Origin of the sequence: Roseomonas sp. HF4 (genome assembly GCF_005222755.1) — a bacterium.
Classification (GTDB): Bacteria; Pseudomonadota; Alphaproteobacteria; order Acetobacterales; family Acetobacteraceae; genus Neoroseomonas.
The window spans coordinates 111,589-128,495 of sequence record NZ_STGD01000011.1; the positions used below are offsets into that span (position 1 = coordinate 111,589).

19 protein-coding genes are annotated in these 16,907 nt (G+C 71.8%); 10 read left to right on the plus strand and 9 right to left on the minus strand.

The window, feature by feature from the left end:
• The first annotated feature begins 6 nt into the window (after positions 1-6).
• Genes E8M80_RS17025 through E8M80_RS17040 form a run of 4 tightly spaced genes read left to right on the plus strand, consistent with a single transcriptional unit; the run spans position 7 to position 3,931 of the window.
• Positions 7-984 carry an ABC transporter permease gene (locus E8M80_RS17025; RefSeq protein ID WP_137126912.1) on the plus strand — a complete coding sequence of 326 codons (978 nt, stop codon included), beginning with the start codon at positions 7-9 and terminating at the stop codon, positions 982-984.
• Positions 981-1,907 (plus strand): ABC transporter permease, encoded by a 927-nt coding sequence (locus E8M80_RS17030; RefSeq protein ID WP_137126913.1) that lies wholly within the window; start codon positions 981-983, stop codon positions 1,905-1,907. Before E8M80_RS17025 ends, E8M80_RS17030 begins: the two co-directional genes overlap by 4 nt.
• 3 nt (positions 1,908-1,910) lie before the next feature.
• Positions 1,911-2,897: an ABC transporter ATP-binding protein gene (locus tag E8M80_RS17035; protein ID WP_137126914.1), complete on the plus strand. Its 987-nt coding sequence runs from the start codon at positions 1,911-1,913 to the stop codon at positions 2,895-2,897.
• Entirely contained in the window at positions 2,894-3,931 is a 1,038-nt protein-coding gene (locus E8M80_RS17040; RefSeq protein WP_137126915.1) for an ABC transporter ATP-binding protein, read from the plus strand. The genes E8M80_RS17035 and E8M80_RS17040 overlap by 4 nt, the downstream gene beginning before the upstream one ends.
• A gap of 201 nt (positions 3,932-4,132) precedes the next feature.
• Here E8M80_RS17040 and E8M80_RS17045 read toward each other — a convergent pair whose 3' ends face one another.
• From E8M80_RS17045 to E8M80_RS17080, 8 genes are all read right to left on the minus strand, one after another.
• Positions 4,133-5,326: an MFS transporter gene (locus E8M80_RS17045; protein ID WP_137126916.1), complete on the minus strand. Its 1,194-nt coding sequence runs from the start codon at positions 5,324-5,326 to the stop codon at positions 4,133-4,135.
• Positions 5,323-6,093, minus strand: coding sequence for an NAD kinase (locus E8M80_RS17050; RefSeq protein ID WP_240790085.1), 771 nt, complete (start codon positions 6,091-6,093; stop codon positions 5,323-5,325). Before E8M80_RS17050 ends, E8M80_RS17045 begins: the two co-directional genes overlap by 4 nt.
• Entirely contained in the window at positions 6,090-6,944 is an 855-nt protein-coding gene (locus E8M80_RS17055) for a carbon-nitrogen hydrolase family protein (RefSeq protein WP_137126917.1), read from the minus strand. Before E8M80_RS17055 ends, E8M80_RS17050 begins: the two co-directional genes overlap by 4 nt.
• 77 nt (positions 6,945-7,021) lie before the next feature.
• The gene (locus tag E8M80_RS17060) at positions 7,022-7,432 is read right to left on the minus strand and encodes a hypothetical protein (protein ID WP_137126918.1); all 411 of its coding nucleotides are present in this window, start codon (positions 7,430-7,432) and stop codon (positions 7,022-7,024) included.
• Complete coding sequence (moaA, locus tag E8M80_RS17065) at positions 7,425-8,447, minus strand: GTP 3',8-cyclase MoaA (protein ID WP_137126919.1); 1,023 nt, start codon at positions 8,445-8,447, stop codon at positions 7,425-7,427. Before moaA ends, E8M80_RS17060 begins: the two co-directional genes overlap by 8 nt.
• A gap of 96 nt (positions 8,448-8,543) precedes the next feature.
• Positions 8,544-8,876, minus strand: coding sequence for a GYD domain-containing protein (locus tag E8M80_RS17070; protein WP_170979467.1), 333 nt, complete (start codon positions 8,874-8,876; stop codon positions 8,544-8,546).
• Between the two features lie 107 nt (positions 8,877-8,983).
• Positions 8,984-9,739, minus strand: a complete 756-nt coding sequence (locus E8M80_RS17075; RefSeq protein WP_240790086.1) for a sulfite exporter TauE/SafE family protein — start codon at positions 9,737-9,739, stop codon at positions 8,984-8,986.
• Positions 9,736-9,915, minus strand: coding sequence for a DUF3553 domain-containing protein (locus tag E8M80_RS17080; RefSeq protein ID WP_240790087.1), 180 nt, complete (start codon positions 9,913-9,915; stop codon positions 9,736-9,738). Before E8M80_RS17080 ends, E8M80_RS17075 begins: the two co-directional genes overlap by 4 nt.
• 75 nt (positions 9,916-9,990) lie before the next feature.
• On the opposite strand from E8M80_RS17080, the gene E8M80_RS17085 reads away from it, so the two are divergent.
• From E8M80_RS17085 to E8M80_RS17110, 6 genes are all read left to right on the plus strand, one after another.
• A complete protein-coding gene (locus tag E8M80_RS17085) occupies positions 9,991-10,614 on the plus strand; it encodes a histidine phosphotransferase family protein (RefSeq protein ID WP_170979468.1) in 624 nt (207 codons plus the stop codon).
• A gap of 97 nt (positions 10,615-10,711) precedes the next feature.
• Positions 10,712-13,231, plus strand: a complete 2,520-nt coding sequence (locus E8M80_RS17090) for a chemotaxis protein CheW (protein ID WP_137126922.1) — start codon at positions 10,712-10,714, stop codon at positions 13,229-13,231.
• 10 nt (positions 13,232-13,241) lie between these two features.
• Positions 13,242-13,733 carry a chemotaxis protein CheW gene (locus E8M80_RS17095; protein ID WP_370287457.1) on the plus strand — a complete coding sequence of 164 codons (492 nt, stop codon included), beginning with the start codon at positions 13,242-13,244 and terminating at the stop codon, positions 13,731-13,733.
• Positions 13,734-13,743: 10 nt separating this feature from the next.
• Positions 13,744-14,127 (plus strand): response regulator, encoded by a 384-nt coding sequence (locus tag E8M80_RS17100; RefSeq protein ID WP_137126923.1) that lies wholly within the window; start codon positions 13,744-13,746, stop codon positions 14,125-14,127.
• Positions 14,124-15,221, plus strand: a complete 1,098-nt coding sequence (cheB, locus tag E8M80_RS17105) for a chemotaxis-specific protein-glutamate methyltransferase CheB (RefSeq protein ID WP_240790088.1) — start codon at positions 14,124-14,126, stop codon at positions 15,219-15,221. The genes E8M80_RS17100 and cheB overlap by 4 nt, the downstream gene beginning before the upstream one ends.
• Complete coding sequence (locus E8M80_RS17110) at positions 15,218-16,045, plus strand: protein-glutamate O-methyltransferase CheR (RefSeq protein ID WP_137126924.1); 828 nt, start codon at positions 15,218-15,220, stop codon at positions 16,043-16,045. The genes cheB and E8M80_RS17110 overlap by 4 nt, the downstream gene beginning before the upstream one ends.
• A gap of 82 nt (positions 16,046-16,127) precedes the next feature.
• Here the strand turns inward: E8M80_RS17110 and ctrA are convergent, their stop codons facing one another.
• Positions 16,128-16,892, minus strand: coding sequence for a response regulator transcription factor CtrA (ctrA, locus tag E8M80_RS17115; protein ID WP_137126925.1), 765 nt, complete (start codon positions 16,890-16,892; stop codon positions 16,128-16,130).
• Positions 16,893-16,907: the final 15 nt, after the last annotated feature.

A 16,907-nucleotide genomic window follows, 5' to 3' on the forward strand; every position in this document is an offset into this window, starting at 1 on the left:
CCGACGATGACGGTCTACCTGGTGCGGCGCCTCCTGCAGGCGCTGCTCGTCGTGCTTGCGATGTCGGTGATCGTCTTCGTCGGCGTCTACGCCATCGGCGACCCGGTCGAGATCCTGATCAGCCCGGATGCCGACCAGCTTGAGCGCGAGCGCGCGGTCGTGGCGCTCGGGCTCGACCTGCCGCTCTGGCAGCAATACCTTGTGTTCCTGACCAAGGCGCTGCAGGGCGACCTCGGCAATTCCTTCGTCTTCAACGAACCGGCGCTGAAACTGATCCTGCAGCGCATGCCGGCGACGCTGGAACTCGCCTTCGGCGCGATGTTCCTGTCGATCCTCGTTGGCCTGCCGCTCGGCCTCTATGCCGGGCTGCGGCCGGACAGCCCGGTCAGCAAGGGGATCATGGCCGGCTCGATCCTCGGCTTCTCCCTGCCGACCTTCTGGGTCGGGCTGATGCTCATCATGGTCTTCGCGGTGCAGCTCGGCTGGCTGCCCTCGACCGGGCGGGGCGACACCGCGTCGCTGCTCGGCCTGCAATGGTCGTTCCTGACGATCGACGGGCTCTCCCACATGGCGATGCCGGCGCTGAACCTCGCGCTGTTCAAGATCAGCCTCGTCATCCGGCTGACGCGCGCCGGCGTGCGCGAGACGATGCTGATGGACTACGTGAAGTTCGCCCGCGCGAAGGGGCTGTCGCCCGCGCGCGTCACCTTCGTCCACGTCTTCAAGAACATCCTGATCCCGGTCGTGACCGTGGTGGGCCTCGAGCTCGGCTCGACCATCGCCTTCTCGGTCGTGACGGAAAGCGTCTTCGCCTGGCCGGGCATGGGCAAGCTGATCATCGACAGCATCAACGTGCTCGACCGGCCCGTCATCGTCGCCTACCTGATGATTATCGTGCTGATGTTCATCACCATCAACCTGATCGTGGATCTGACCTACTCGCTGCTCGATCCGCGCGTGAGGCTGGAGAGCAAGGGCACATGAGCGACGCCACGGCGAACGGCACGGCGCCCGCCACGCCCCGCAAGGACAAGGTCGAGACGCCGTTCCGGCGCTTCGTCTCGGAGTTCTGCGAATCCAAGGTCGCGATCGGCGGGCTGATCGTCTTCACCGCGATCGCACTGATCGCGATCTTCGCGCCCTGGATCACGCCGCAGAACCCCTACGACCTGGCGCAGCTCGACATCATGGACGGGCGGCAGGAGCCGGGCACTACAGGCGGCGCCGGCTTCACCTTCTGGCTCGGCACCGACGACCAGGGCCGGGACATGATGTCGGGCATCATGTACGGGCTGCGCATTTCGCTCACCGTCGGCGCCGGCTCGGCGCTGATTGCCTGCCTGGTCGGCGCCTCGCTCGGGCTGCTCGCGGCCTATGCGGGCGGGCGCACGGACAGCGCCATCATGCGCCTGGTCGACCTGCAGCTGTCCTTCCCCTCGATCCTCGTCGCCCTGATGATCCTCGCCTTCCTCGGCAAGGGCATCATGAACGTCGTCATTGCGCTCGTGATCGTCGAATGGGCCTATTACGCCCGCACCGTGCGCGGCACCGCGCTGGTCGAACGCCGGCGCGAATACATCGAGGCGGCGCAGTGCCTGGCGCTGCCGACGCACCGCATCCTGTTCCGCCACCTGCTGCCGAACTGCCTGCCGCCGCTGATCGTGGTGGCCACCATGCAGGTGGCGCGCGCCATCGCGCTGGAGGCGACGCTGTCCTTCCTCGGCCTCGGCGTGCCGATCACCGAGCCGTCCCTCGGCCTGCTGATCGCCAACGGGTACGAATACATGCTGTCGGGCAAGTACTGGATTTCCTTCTATCCCGGCATCGCGCTGCTGGTGACGATCGTCTCGATCAACCTGGTGGGCGACCAGCTGCGCGACGTGCTCAACCCGCGCCTGAAGAAGTAGACCATGGCCGCACCGACGCTGGAGGTCCGGAACCTCCGGACCCATTTCTTCACCCGCGCCGGCATCGTGAAGGCGGTGGACGACGTGTCCTTCACCGTCGAGCGCGGCAAGGTCCTGGGCCTGGTCGGGGAATCCGGCTCGGGCAAGACCGTGACCGGCTTCTCGATCATCGGGCTGGTCGACCCGCCCGGCCGCATCGCCGGCGGCTCCATCCTGTTCCAGGGCCGCGACCTCGCGAAGCTGAGCGAGGAGGAGATGCGCGACCTGCGCGGCAACCGCATCGCCATGATCTTCCAGGACCCGATGATGACGCTGAACCCGGTCCTGCGCATCGACACGCAGATGATCGAGACGGTTCTCGCCCACAAGAAGGTCAGCCGGGAGGAAGCGCGCCAGCGCGCGCGCGATACGCTCGGCATGGTGGGCATCCCCTCCCCCGACGAGCGGCTGAAGGCCTATCCGCACCAGTTCTCGGGCGGCATGCGCCAGCGCGTCGCGATCGCCATCGCGCTGCTGCACGAGCCCGACCTCATCGTCGCCGACGAACCCACCACCGCGCTCGACGTCACCATCCAGGGACAGATCCTGGCCGAGGTGCAGAAGCTCGCCGCGACCACGGGCACCTCGCTGATCTGGATCACGCACGACCTGTCGGTCGTCGCCGGCCTTGCCGACGACATCGCGGTGATGTACGCCGGCCGCGTGGTCGAGCAGGGCGCGGTGTCGGAGGTGCTCGACCGGCCGCTCCACCCCTACACCTCAGGGCTGATCGGCAGCGTCCCGTCCCGCAACAAGCGGGGGGAGCCGCTGCGCCAGATCCCGGGCATGACGCCCTCCCTTCTCAACCTGCCGCCCGGCTGCGCCTTCCGCACGCGCTGCCCCCGCGCTGGGGAGGAGTGCATGGCCGAGCCCGAGATCCGCGGCGCCGGTCCCGGGCGCATGGTCCGCTGCTTCCGCCCGATCACCGAAGGCGCGGAGCAGGTGGCATGAGCGCGACGACGACGACCCCCCGCCCGGCGCTCGACGCCGGCTCGCCCATGGTGGAACTGCGCGGCATCTCCCGGCGGTTCGAGAAGAAGCTCGACTTCGCCGGCCGCATCGCCAAGCGCCTGGGCGCCCCGGTGCGGGAGGAGGTGGTGCACGCCGTCGACGGCGTCGACCTGACCATCCGCAAGGGGGAGGTGGTCGGCCTGGTCGGCGAAAGCGGCTGCGGCAAGTCCACGCTCGGGCGCATGGTCGCGGGCATCCTGCCGCCCTCGGACGGCACCATCCTGCGCAACGGCACCGACATCCTGGCGCTCTCGAACGCCGCGGGGCGGGAGATGAACCTGCGCACGCAGATGATCTTCCAGGACCCCTATGCGTCGCTGAATCCGCGCATGCGCGTGGCCGACATCGTGGGCGAGGCGCCGCTGGTGCACGGCATCGTCTCGCGCGCGGGCTACGACGCCTATGTGGACGAACAGCTGCGCCGCGCGGGCCTCGATGCGGCGTTCAAGCGGCGCTACCCGCACCAGTTCTCGGGCGGGCAGCGCCAGCGCATCGGCATCGCGCGCGCGCTGGCCGTGAAGCCTGACTTCATCGTCTGCGACGAGGCGGTGGCCGCGCTCGACGTGTCGATCCAGGCGCAGATCCTGAACCTGTTCATGAAGCTCAGGACCGAGCTCGACCTGACATACCTGTTCATCAGCCACGACCTCGGTGTGGTCGAGCACCTGAGCGACCGCGTGGTCATCATGTATCTCGGCCGCGTGGTCGAGGAAGCGCCGAGCGAGACGGTCTTCGCCAACCCGAACCACCCCTATACGCAGTCACTGCTGGCCTCGGTGCCGCGGATCGAGAGCCGCAAGCGCGCCTTCTCGGTCGTGAAGGGGGAGATCCCCTCGCCGCTCAACCCGCCCGGCGGCTGCCACTTCCACCCGCGCTGCCCGCAGGCGATGGATCGCTGCAAGGTGGAACGCCCGGTGCTGCGGGAAGTCGCGCCGGGCCAGCGCAGCGCCTGCCATCTGAATGACGCGGCATGAGGCGCGCGGCGCTTCTCGCCGTGCTGGTCCTGCTGGTCGCAGGCTGCGCGCGGGACGGCGTGCGCGGCTTCTACGTGGGCGGCGGCGGCGGCGCGTCCCGCCTGTCCGACTGATACCTACCCTCGGACGCCGGGCGGAACCCTCAGGGTTCCTTGGCTTCGCCGGACTTCCGGCGGGCCGCGTTCGCGGCCCTGGCATGAATCAAAGTCTCGTGCCGCTCGTTTGACGCGACGCCGCCAGGAAGAACCCACCCGCCGCCACCAGCGCGACCGCGGCCAGCAGCCAGGGCACCGGCCCGTAGCCGCCCGCCCCTTCCCAGGCCAGCGCCAGTAGCAGTGGCGCGGCCGTCCGCGGAAGCACCGCGGCGGCCGAGAGCGCGCCGGTCACGGCGCCGTAGCCCTGCCGGCCCAGGATCTCCGCCGTGCCGGCCGCGCGCACGATGGTCAGCAACCCGTCCGCCACCGCCCAGCAGCCGACGAACAGGATCGTCAGCGCCAGGCTCTCCGGCCCCGTCGCCAGCGCGACCATCGCGACCGGCAGCAGCCCCGTGGCGAAGCGCCCGACGCTGCGCATCGTGACGCGCCGTCCCGCCGCGAACAGCAACGCCCGCGCCGCCACCTGCGCCGGGCCGTGCGCGGCGGCCAGCAGCAGCACCGTCGCCTCCGGCCAGCCGCGGTCGCGCAGCAACGGGATCAGGTGCGCGGCGAGCCCGGTGCCGAGGAACGCATGCGCCGCGAAGCAGAGCGCGAGGCCGAGGAAGGCGCGGTCCTTCACCCGCGCGCCCAGCGGCATCGATGAGACGGCATCGGCGCCGCGCTCCGGCACCCGGGCGCGGCGCATCATCGCAAAGGTCAGGACGGCCGCGCCCGCCTGCAGCGCCGCCAGCGCCTGCAGCGCGCCCCGCCAGCCCAGCAGCGCGATCAGCCCCTCCGTCACGGGCAGGAAGACCGTGCCGGTGAAGCCCGTGATGAAGGTGATGGCGGTGATGGTGCGGGTCGCGTCGCGCGCCTCGGCCACCACCACGGCCATGGCGGTGCCCCAGAGGCAGGCCGCCTGCGCCAGGCCGATCAACACCCAGACGGCGAAATAGGCCGCCGGGTCGCGCACCAGGCTCCAGCCGAACAGCAGTACCGCGGCGGCAAGCGCGCCCACGCTCATGAGCCCGCGCGCCCCGTGCCGGTCCACCCAGCGCCCCGCCGGCACCGCCGCGAGCCCCGACGCCAGCAGCCCGCAGGTGAAGCCCGCATTGAGCAGCACGCGCGACCAGCCGAGCTCCGCCTCCATCGGCGCGACCATCAGCGGGAAGGGCACGTAGAGCGTACCCCAGCCGATCACCTGCGTGGCCGCGATACCCCAGACCAGCGTGCGGTCGCCGAGGCCCGCGCGGTCGCTCACACCGTGAACTGCTCCGCGACGATGCGCTCGGACAGCCCGTGGTCGGGGTCGAAGAGCAGCGTGAGCGACACGTCCCGCGCCTCCCGCACCTCGACGCGCGTCACGTCCCGCACCTCGGTGTAGTCCGCCACCGCGGCCACCGGGCGCTTGTCGCGCTCCAGGATCTCGAACACCACCTCGGCGTCGGAGGGCAGCAGCGCGCCGCGCCAGCGGCGCGGCCGGAAGGCCGAGATCGGCGTCATCGGCAGCAGGTTCGCCCCCAGCGGCACGATCGGGCCGTGCGCCGAGAGGTTGTAGGCCGTGCTGCCCGCCGGCGTGCTCACCAGGATGCCGTCGCAGATCAACTCCGCCAACCGCACCTTGCCGTCGACCAGGATGCGGATCTTGGCCGCCTGGCGGCTTTCGCGCAGCAGGGAGACCTCGTTGATCGCCAGCGCGTCGATCGGCGCCGCGCCATTGGCCGTGGCGCGCATCCGCAGCGGGTGCAGCGTCGCCGCCTGGGCGGCCGCGATGCGCTCGGGCAGGTCGTCCTCGCGGTAGTCGTTCATCAGGAAGCCAACCGAGCCCCGGTTCATGCCGTAGACCGGGATACCCCGCCCGAGGAAGCGGTGCAGGGTCTCGAGCATGAAGCCGTCGCCGCCCAGCGCCACGATCACCTCCGCCCGGTCGGGCGGCGCGGCGCCGTAGCGGGCGGCCAGCGCGTCCTGCGCGGCGCGCGCGGTCTCGTTCTGCGCGGCCAGGATGGCGAAGCGCGGCGCGCCGTTCACGAAGCGGCTTTCGCGCGCCAGGCCAGGGCGGCCTCCCGGTGCTGGTCGAGCGGCATGCCCGCGCGCACCCGCGCGGTCATGGCCTGGTCGATCCGCGCGGTGGCCCAGCCAACGCCGTCGCTCGCCTTGGCGACGACATGGCCCCAGGGGTCGACCACCAGGGAGTGGCCATAGACGCTGCGGGTCGCGCCGCGTTCCTCGTAGCTGCCGTGGGAGGCGGCGGCGATGATCCAGCACTGGGTATCGATGGCGCGGGCGCGCATCAGGGCCTCCCAGTGGTCCTTGCCGGTCTGCAGGGTGAAGTTGGACGGCACCAGGATCGCCTCGGCGCCGCGGCGGCGGAGTTCCTGGTAAAGCTCGGGGAAGCGCACGTCGTAGCAGATGGTGCAGGCGAAGCGGATGCCGCCGGCCTCGAAGAAGGCGAGGTTGCTCCCCGCGCCATAGAGCGCGCTCTCGCGGTAGCCGGTGCCGTCGGGGGCCGTGATGTCGAACAGGTGGATCTTGCGGTAGCGCGCGATCTCGGCGCCGTCCGGGCCGAACACCAGGGTCGTGTTGAACAGCTTCTCGCCACCATCCTCGATGATCGAGCCGCCATGGACGGTGATGCCATGCGTCCGCGCGAGCCCGCGCAGCATCTCGTAGGCCACGCCCCCGGTCCCGCCCGGGTCCGGCAGCACCTCGGCCGCCGCGCGCCGCGCGTCGCGCCCGCCGCCGAGGTTGGTCCAGGTCTCGGGCAGGCTCACCAGGCCCGGCCGGTCGGCGGCGACCGCGGCCTCGATCAGGCGGCGTGCCTGGTCGAGGTTGGCGGCCTTGTCGCTGCCCTGGTTCATCTGGATGACGGAGACGCGCATGGGTCCGGGCCCTCAGGCGGTGGGTGGCAGCGGTCCGATCGCCCGGCCGTCGCGCGTGGTCGTTCCGCGCCGGCGCCTCACGCGCCGCGGTCCGCCTTAGGCCAGTCGAGCCGTGGCTCCGCGCGCGCGGGGCGCGCCGGGCGTTCGACGCGGGCCGCCGGTGGCGGCACGGGCGGGGAGAGCCGCGGCTCCTCCACGGTGCGTGCCGCGCGGGCCGGCGGCGCGGCCCAGTCCTCCTCGACCACCGCGCTGCGCGAAGGGGCCGCGGTGGCGGCCGGCAGGCGCGCCAGCGCACGGATCTCGGCCCGCAGGTCGGCGAGCTCGCCCTCGATCGCCTCCAGCCGCGACTTCACCCCGAACACCGAAAAGGGCATCGCCAGGAAGGCGAGGACGGATACGCCCACGGCCACCAGCAGCACGAAGCCCGTCCAGGCGGGCAGGCCCGGCACCGTCATCAGTCCGGCCAGGCCCTGGAGCGTTTCAGCCACCTGTCATGCTCATGTGCCGTGCCACCGCCGGCGCCTTGCGGCGGCGGTCGATGACGAAGTCGTGCCCCTTTGGCTTGCGCGCGATCGCGTCGCGGATCGCCTGCGCCAGCCCCGCATCGTCCACCGAGGGGTCGCGCAGCAGCTGGCGGAACTCGGCCGCATCGTCCTGGCCGAGGCACATGAAGAGTGTGCCGGTGCAGGTCAGCCGCACCCGGTTGCAGGATTCACAGAAATTATGGGTCATCGGCGTGATGAAGCCGATGCGCCGCCCGGTCTCCTTAACCGTCGCGTAGCGCGCGGGCCCGCCGGTCCGGTAGTCGCTGTCCTCCAGCGTCCAGGACTGGCGCAGGCGCGAGCGCACGAGCGAGAGCGGCAGGTACTGGTCGGTCCGGTCACCGCCGATGTCGCCCAGCGGCATTGTCTCGATCAGGCAGAGGTCGAAGCCGTGCTCGCCGCACCAAGCGACCATGCGGTCGAACTCGTTCTCGTTGACGCCCTTGAGCGCGACCGCGTTGATCTTGATGGCGAGGCCGGCCGCGCGGGCGGCGAAGATGCCGTCCAGCGTCTGCTCGATCTTCCCCCAGCGCGTCACGGCGGCGAAGACCGCCGGGTCCAGCGTGTCGAGCGAGACGTTGATGCGGCGCACGCCCGCGGCGACGAGGTCGTCCGCCATCTTCACGAGCTGCGTGCCGTTCGTGGTGACGGTGAGCTCGCGCAGCCCGCCAGCGTTAAGGCGCGCGCCGAGCGACCGCACGAGCGTCATGACCCCCTTGCGGACGAGCGGCTCGCCGCCGGTCAGGCGGATCTTGTCGGTGCCGAGCGCGATGAAGGCGCCGCAGAGGCGGTCGATCTCCTCGAGCGTCAGAATCTCCTTCTTCGGCAGGAAGGTCATGTCCTCCGCCATGCAGTAGACGCAGCGGAGGTCGCAGCGGTCCGTCACCGAGACGCGGAGATAGGAGACGGTGCGCCCGAAAGGATCGACGAGGCCCGCGGGCAGGGGGACAAGTGACTGCATGCCCACGATTTGGGGCCGGAGGGGCGCCCGCCGCAAGTCCCTTTCGGCGGGCCGGAGCGGCCGTGCCGTGCCGCTCCGGTTCGTCGCGAGCGGTCCTCAGCCTGCCGGCGGGCGATAGCCGCCGCCGGTGGATTTCGCCTTCTCCATGGCCCGCTGGCCCTCGGCGGCGGTCAGCAACGCATGGGTCTGGAAGGCCGCGAACGCACCGCTGGAGCCGACCCTCATGCTGAAGCCCGCGGCGGACTCGTTGTCGGGAAACTCGGCGATGCCGACACCGTCGAACTCGCCGAACATGAAATAATAGCACTCCAGGCGGCCACCGAAGGCCTCCACCACTTGCCGCGCCGCGGCTTCGCGGTCCTGCGGCTTGTCCACCAGTCCCTTCACCTGCACGGTCGCGAAGGAAAACTGCACCAGGTAGTGCGGCATGACTGTCCTCCCGTTCGGCCGGCGCCCTGGTCGGCCGGGACGAACCCTAGGCCTCCGGCATGCCGCCATGGGCAAGGTTCCGCCAGGGCAATGTCCGCCGGGACGCCCTACCCGAACAGGGCCAGCCCGCCCGCCACCAGGAGCACCCCCATGGCGAAGGGCCGATAGAGCCGATCCGGGATGACGCGGAACAGTCGCGCGCCGATCGGGACCGCGACCGCCATGACCGGAAGCAGCACCGCGAGGCGCACGAACACCGCAAGGTCGATCAGTCCGCCGAGCGCGGGCGCCACCACCGAGATGATCGCGATGGTCGCGAAGAACAGGATGAGGTTGGCCCGGTGGCGTTTCGCCTCCTCCAGCCCCGCGAGCAGGTAGAGGATGACCGGCGGCCCGCTCATGCCGGTCGAGCCCTTGAGCAGCCCCGCCACCGTGCCCACGAAAAGGTTGAGCGGCAGCGGGCGGGAGCCATGGTAGCGCCAGCCCGACATCAGCAGCAGGCCGAACACCAGCACGAAGCCGCCGATGAAGCGGCGCAGCGCCTCGCCATCCGCGGTCAGCAGGATCCAGGCGCCCATCGGCGTCGCGACCGCCGCCGCGCCGCCGAGCGGCAGCACCACGCGCCGGTCGGCGTCCTTGATCGCCCCGGGCAGCAGTTGGAGCGAGACGAGCAGTTCCATCAGCAGCATCACCGGGATGCCGGCGCGCGGACCCCAGAGCAGGGAGTAGATCGGCGCCAGGATGACGGCCGTGCCGAAACCGGAATAACCTCGCATCACTCCTGCCACGCCGGTCGCCGCGATGGCGGCCAGCAAACCCCAGTCGGCCAGGATGGGCGGGACGCCGGCAAGCGCCTCGATCAAGGCCGATCCTCGTGAAGAATGTCGAGTTCGGCCATCGCGACGTTGATCAGCACCTTGCCGGCATGCTCGAAATTGACCGTGATACGATCCCCCACCACGGACTGGACCTGTCCGACCCCCCAATCGGGCCGCGCCGGAAGGCGGACGCGCATGCCTGGTTCGATGATGGCGGTCACGGGTCCGGCGCTAAGGTGGTGGAAGCCCCTCAGAGGATACCGTCTGCGGCCATGATGCAAGGGATGCCCCGGCCCATGCCTTCCGGAACGCCGCGGTCGGAGCTGCGCCTCGCGCGGCTCGTGGGCCTGCGCCTCTGCCATGATCTGAGCGGGGTGGTCGGCACCATCGGCAATGCGCTCGAGATGATGGCCGGCGTGGGCGAGGAGGCGGCCGCGCTCGCCGTGGAATCGGCCGGCGTGCTGCGCCAGCGCCTGCTGCTCTGGCGCGCGGTGCTGGGCGGGCAGGGCGAGGCGACGCTCGGCACCCTGCTCGGGCTGCTCGAGGGCCAGCTCGCAGGCGGGCGCGCCGGCGCCGACGCCGCCACGCTCGACCCCGGCACGATGGTGGCCGAGCCGATGGTGCCCGTGATCCTGTCGGCCATGCTGGTGGCCGGGGAAGCACTGCCGCGCGGCGGCACGGTGCGCCTGGCCGGCGACCCGGCGGGCGAGATGGCCGTGCTGCCGGACGGCCCGCGCGCCGCATGGCCGGCGCCACTGATCCGCGCCGTCGCCGGCGGGGAACCGCTCGAGGAGCCGACAGGGCGCGACGTGATGGCGCTCTGGCTCGCCGCGACCGCGACCGCGGGCGGCATGCGCCTCGGCCTTGCGCTGCCGCCCGGGGCCGGGGCGGGCCCGCTGCTGATCACGGCGGCGCACTGACCCGGGGCCGCGGGGCCGCTCGCCTCGGCCCGCCGCTTTACGCTTTCTTCGGCCGCCACGCGCGATCCTCCGGCCCTCTCGAGGCCTGGGGACGGCGATGGACGATCTGCTCGCGGACTTCCTGACCGAAACGCATGAAGGGCTGACCGCGCTCGATTCCGCCCTCGTGCGGCTCGAACGCACCCCGGACGACCACCCGACCCTGTCCGAGGTCTTCCGCCTCGTGCACACCATCAAGGGCACCTGCGGTTTCCTCGGCCTGCCGCGGCTCGAGAAGGTGGCGCACGCGGCCGAGAACGTGCTCGGCCGCTACCGCGACGGCGCGCTGCAGGTCACGCCGGCCGGCATCACGACCATCCTTTCGGCGCTCGACCGCGTGAAGCTCATCGTCGCCGGGCTCGAGGCCACGGGGCGCGAGCCTGCGGGCGACGACGCGGCCCTGATCGCCGACCTGGATGCGGCGTCGGAGGGGCGCGGCATCGCCGTGCCGGACGCCGCCGAGGCGCCCGCATCGCCGGCCGCCGAGCCCGCGGCCGAGGCGGTGCCCGAGGGCGGGGCCGTCGCGGCTCAGACCATCCGCGTCTCGGTCGACGTGCTCGAGGACCTGATGATGCTGGTCAGCGAGCTGGTGCTGACGCGCAACCAGCTGCTGCAGCTGGCGCGCGCCAACCAGGCCGACGCCTTCGCGGTGCCACTGCAGCGGCTGTCGCACATCACATCCGACCTGCAGGAAGGGGTGATGAAGACGCGCATGCAGCCGATCGGCAATGCCTGGGCGAAGCTGCCGCGGCTCGTGCGGGACCTGGCGCACGAGCTCGGCAAGAAGATAGACCTCGACATGCGCGGGGCGAACACCGAACTCGACCGCCAGGTCCTGGAGCTGATCCGCGACCCGTTGACGCACATGGTGCGCAACTCCGCCGACCACGGGCTGGAAGGCCCGGCCGACCGCCGCGCCGCCGGCAAGCCCGAGACCGGCCGCATCCTCCTGAACGCCTACCATGAGGGCGGCCACATCATCATCGAGATCGGCGACGACGGCCGCGGCCTGCCGATCGAACGCATCCGCGGCAAGGCGCTCGCGAACGGCCTCGCGACCGAGGCCGAACTTGCCCAGATGAACGAGCGCGAGATCCTGCGGTTCATCTTCGCCCCCGGCTTCTCGACCGCGCAGCAGGTCACCTCGGTCTCCGGCCGCGGCGTCGGCATGGACGTGGTCAAGACCAACATCGAGAAGATCGGCGGCACGGTCGAGCTCGTCTCGAAGGAAGGGCGCGGCGCGACCTTCACCATCAAGATCCCGCTGACGCTCGCCATCGTCTCGGCGCTGATCGTCGAGGCGGGCGGCGAACGCTTCGCACTGCCGCAGATCGGCGTGGTCGAGCTCGTGCGCGTCGCCGCCGGCGGCGCCGTGCAGGACGGCGCGCCGCGGATCGAGCACATCAAGGACGCACCGGTGCTGCGGCTGCGGGACCGCCTGCTGCCGCTGGTCTCGCTCGCGGGGCTGTTGCGCCTGCCCGCCACGCCCGGGGAAGCGGGCTTCGTCGCCGTGATGCAGGTGGGCGGCCAGGCCTTCGGCATCATCCTCGACCGCGTCTTCGACACCGAGGAGATCGTGGTGAAGCCCGTGGCGCCGATCCTGCGCCACGTCACGATGTTCAGCGGGAACACGATCCTGGGCGACGGCAGCGTCATCATGATCCTCGATCCGAACGGGATCGCGCGCGCCACCGGTGTCGGTGCGGACGCCGCCGGGGCCGAGCAGCGCCGCGGCCCGCCGTCGGGGTCGTCGCTGCGCTCGGACAGCCGCACCTCGCTGCTGCTGTTCCGCGCCGGGGACGCGACGCCGAAGGCGGTGCCGCTCGGCCTGGTGGCGCGGCTCGAGGACATTCCGGCCGAACGCATCGAGATGTCGGGCGCGACCCCCGTGGTGCAGTACCGCGGCGCGCTGATGCCCCTGATCCCGGTCTCGTCGGGGTGGATGCGGCCCGAGGGCACGGCCCGCCAGGCGGTGCTGGTCTTCACCGAGAATGGCTGCGCCATGGGCCTGATGGTCGATGAGATCCTCGACGTGCTCGACGAGCGGCTGACGATCCAGCCCGGATCCGGCCGGCCCGGCTTCATCGGCAGCGCGGTCGTGGCCGGCAGCGTGACCGAGCTGATCGACACGGCCTTCTGGCTTGCGCAGGGGGGGGAGGACTGGTTCCGCGCCGCGCGCCCCGCGGCCGCCGCGGCAAGCCGCCCGCAGCTGCTGCTGGTGGAGGACAGCGCCTTCTTCCGGCATCTGGTCGTGCCGTCGCTCGCGGCCGCCGGCTTCGACGTGACGGCGGTGGACAGCGCCGCCGCCGCCCTCCGGATGCGGGAGGAGGGCGCGCGCTTCGACGCCGTGGTCTCGGACATCGAGATGCCGGAGATGGACGGCATTGCCTTCGCCCGCGCGCTGCGCGCGGGCGGTGCCTGGGCGGAGGTGCCGCTGATCGCGCTGTCCTCCCGCGCCGAGCCCGCCGATGTCGCGCGCGGCCGCGACGCCGGCTTCACCGATTATGTCGCGAAGTACGACCGGGAAGCGTTGATGCAGTCGCTGGCCGACTGCCTCGCCGCGCCGCTCGTGGGCTGAGGAGGACGCCATGCAGCAGACCACGACCCCGGCGCCCGCGCTGCGCGACGCGATGCCGCCCCCCCGTGCCGTGCGCGACGAGGAACAGGTCTTCCTGACCATGACCGTGGCCGCGCAGGGCTGCGCCGTTCCGGTGCTGCTCGTACGCGACGTGCTCGGCCCGCAGGCCATCACGCGCATCCCGCTGGCGCCGGGCGAGGTGGCGGGCAGCCTGAACCTGCGCGGGCGGATCGTGACGGCCGTGGACCTCCGGCTGCGCCTCGGCCTGCCGCCGCGCGACGCCAACATCCTGCCGATGAGCGTGGTGGTGGAGCAGGCCGGGGAACTCTATTCCCTCCTGGTCGACGAGGTGGGCGAGGTGATCCCCCTGCCCGTCGAGGGGTTCGAGCCCAATCCGCCCACCCTCGACGCCTTCTGGCGCGACATCTCGCGCGGGGTGCAGCGGCAGGAGCAGCGGCTGCTCATCGCGCTCGACATCGACCGCGTGCTGGCGATCGGCTGAGGGGCCGGCGATGAGCGGACGAACCTGCCTCGTGGTGGATGACAGCCTGGTGGTGCGGAAGGCCGCGCGCCGCATCATCGAGGGCTTCGGCTTCGCGGTGCGCGAGGCCAAGGACGGCCAGGAGGCGCTGGACGCCTGCCGCGCCGGCCTGCCCGACGCCGTGCTGCTCGACTGGAACATGCCGGTGATGGACGGCATCACCTTCCTGCGCGCCGCGCGGGCGGAATTCGGCGCGGAGCATCCGCGCATCGTGCTCTGCACGACGGAATCCGAATTCGCCCGCATCGTCGAGGCGCTGGAGGCCGGCGCCCAGGAATACGTGATGAAGCCCTTCGACGCGGAGATCCTTCGCGACAAGTTCACCCAGGTGGGGCTGCTGGAGCCTGCCGCGTGACCACGGTCTCCCCGCCCGCGGCGGTGGAGGTGCGCGTGATGCTGTGCGACGACAGCGCGACCGTACGCGCCATCCTCGGCCGCGTCCTCGAAGCCGAGCCCGGGATCCGCGTGGTGCATCGGGCGGCGAACGGGCAGGCGGCGCTCGATGCGCTCGCCGGCGCCCGGCCGGACGTGGTGCTGCTCGACCTCGAGATGCCGGTGATGGACGGCATGACCGCGCTGCCGCGGATCCTGAAGGCTGCGCCGGCCGCGGCGGTGATCGTCGCAAGCGCGCTGACGCAGCGCGGCGCCAAGGCCGCGATCGCGGCGCTGGCCGCGGGTGCGGCCGACTACGTGCCGAAGCCCCAGGGTGCCGCGGGCGGCGCGGCGGACCCCGCCTTCCGGGCGGAATTGATCGCGAAGGTGCGGGGCTGGGCGCGCGTGAAGCGCCAGGGCCGGCCGGGCGCCGCGCCGCAGCCCGCCGCCCCGCCCGCCCCGGTGGCGCGTGCCGCGCCGATGGCCGCCCGCGCGCGTCCCGCCCTGGTCGCGGTCGGCTGTTCGACCGGCGGGCCGCAGGCGCTGGCCGCGCTCGTCCGAAGGCTGCCGCGCCTGGCGGTGCCGGTCGTGCTGGTGCAACACATGCCGGCCGGCTTCACCGCGATGCTGGCCGATCACCTGGACCGCCTCGGCGCGCTGCGCTGTGCCGAGGCGCAGGACGGGGAGGCGCTGGAGCCGGGGCGCATCCACGTGGCGCCGGGCGATCGCCACCTGCTGGTGGAGGCCGCGCCGGGCGGCTTCCGGGCGCGCCTGACCGCCGACCCGCCCGAGAACTACTGCCGCCCGGCCGTCGATCCCATGCTGCGCAGCGCGGCACGCGCCGCCGGCGGCAAGGTGCTGGCCGTGATCCTGACCGGCATGGGCCATGACGGGCTCTCGGGCTGTCGTGCCGTCGTGTATGCAGGCGGCACGGTGCTGGCGCAGGACGAGGCAAGTTCCGTCGTCTGGGGCATGCCGGGGGCCGTCGCGCGCGCCGGCCTGCCCCTGCTGGTCGCGCCGCCCGAGGCGCTGGCCGAACGCATCGCCGCGCTGGCGGCCGAGAGGGTCACTGCATGACGCCCGAAAGCTTCGCCTTCCTGTCCGGCCTCGTGAAGGCGAGGTCCGGGATCGTCCTGACGGCCGACAAGGGCTACATGCTCGAAACGCGCCTTGGTCCGATGCTGCGGCGGGAAGGCTTGGCGGGCCTGGATGTGCTGGCGCTCCGGCTGCGCTCGGCGCGCGAGGAGAGGCTCGCCGCCGAGGTGGTCGAGGCGTTGACGACCAACGAGAGTTCCTTCTTCCGCGACGGCAAGCCCTTCGACCACCTGCGGCGGCTGCTGCCGAAGCTCGCGGCGGCGCGCGCGCCGGGCCAGGCTCTCAGGGTCTGGTCCGCGGCCTGCTCCTCGGGCCAGGAAGCCTATTCGGTGGCGATGGTGGTGACCGAGCTCGGCGCGGCGCTGGGCGGGCGGCGGGTCGAGATCCTGGGCACCGACCTGTCGCGCGAGATGCTCGACCGCGCGAGGGACGGCGCCTTCACCCAGTTCGAGGTGCAGCGCGGCCTGCCGGTGCAGATGCTGGTCAAGTATTTCCGGCAGGACGGCGCGCGCTGGTGCGTGAAGCCCGAACTGCGCGCCATGGCACGATGGCAGCCCTTCAACCTGCTGGAGGATGCGCGCGGCCTCGGCCGCTTCGACGTGATCTTCTGCCGCAACGTGCTGATCTACTTTGACGCGCCGACCAAGTCCCGCGTGCTCGGCATGCTCGCCGGCATGGTGGCGCCGGATGGCGTCGTCTATCTCGGCGGGGCCGAGACGGTGCTCGGCCTGACCGAGCGGCTGGCGCCGGCGGCCGGGGAGCGCGGGGTCTATGAGCAGGCTCGCCAGGCCGCGCGCGCGGGGTAGGACAGGCGGCGGGGCCGCCCCCCGCCGCGGCGGTGTCCCCGGACCGGCGGCCGGGCGGCACTCGCCCCCGGCCGAAGTCGCGTCAGGCCGCCTGCATGCCGGGCGCGGCGCCCATTGCCGTCACGCCGCCGCCCTCGGCGCCGGCGGGCTGCCATGCCGCGGCGCCGCGGCCCGCGGCGGGGTCCCGCAGCACGTAGCCACGCCCCCAGACGGTGCCGATCAGGTCGCTCGCGCCCGCCTGGGCAAGCTTCTTGCGCAGCTTGCAGATGAACACGTCGATGATCTTCACCTCAGGCTCGTCGATGCCGCCGTAGAGGTGATTGAGGAAGGCCTCCTTCGTCATCACCACGCCCTTCCGGAGCGCGAGCAGTTCGAGGATGGCGTATTCCTTGCCGGTCAGGTGGACCGCGCGGCCGGTGACCGTCACCTCGCGCGAGCCGAGATTGAGGTTGAGCGGGCCGATCGACAGCGTCGGCTGGCTGAACCCCTTGGCGCGGCGGACGATCGCCTGCAGCCGCGCGACCAGTTCCTGCTGGTCGAAGGGCTTGGTGATGAAGTCGTCGGCACCCATGCCGAACACCTTCACCTTGGTCTGCGGGCGCGACACGCCCGAAAGGATCAGAACCGGCGTCTCGATGCGCGACGCGCGGAGCCGGCGGACGACCTCGGAGCCGTCGATGTCCGGCAGCATGAGGTCGAGGATGACGATGTCGTAATCGTAGAGGCGGGCCAGCTCGACGGCCTCCTCGCCGGTGTCGGCGGTGTCCACGATCATCGACGCGGCGCGTAACATCAATGAGATGCCGCGTGCTGTGGTGAGATCATCCTCAACGAGTAAGACGCGCATTTTCGGTCCCCTCAC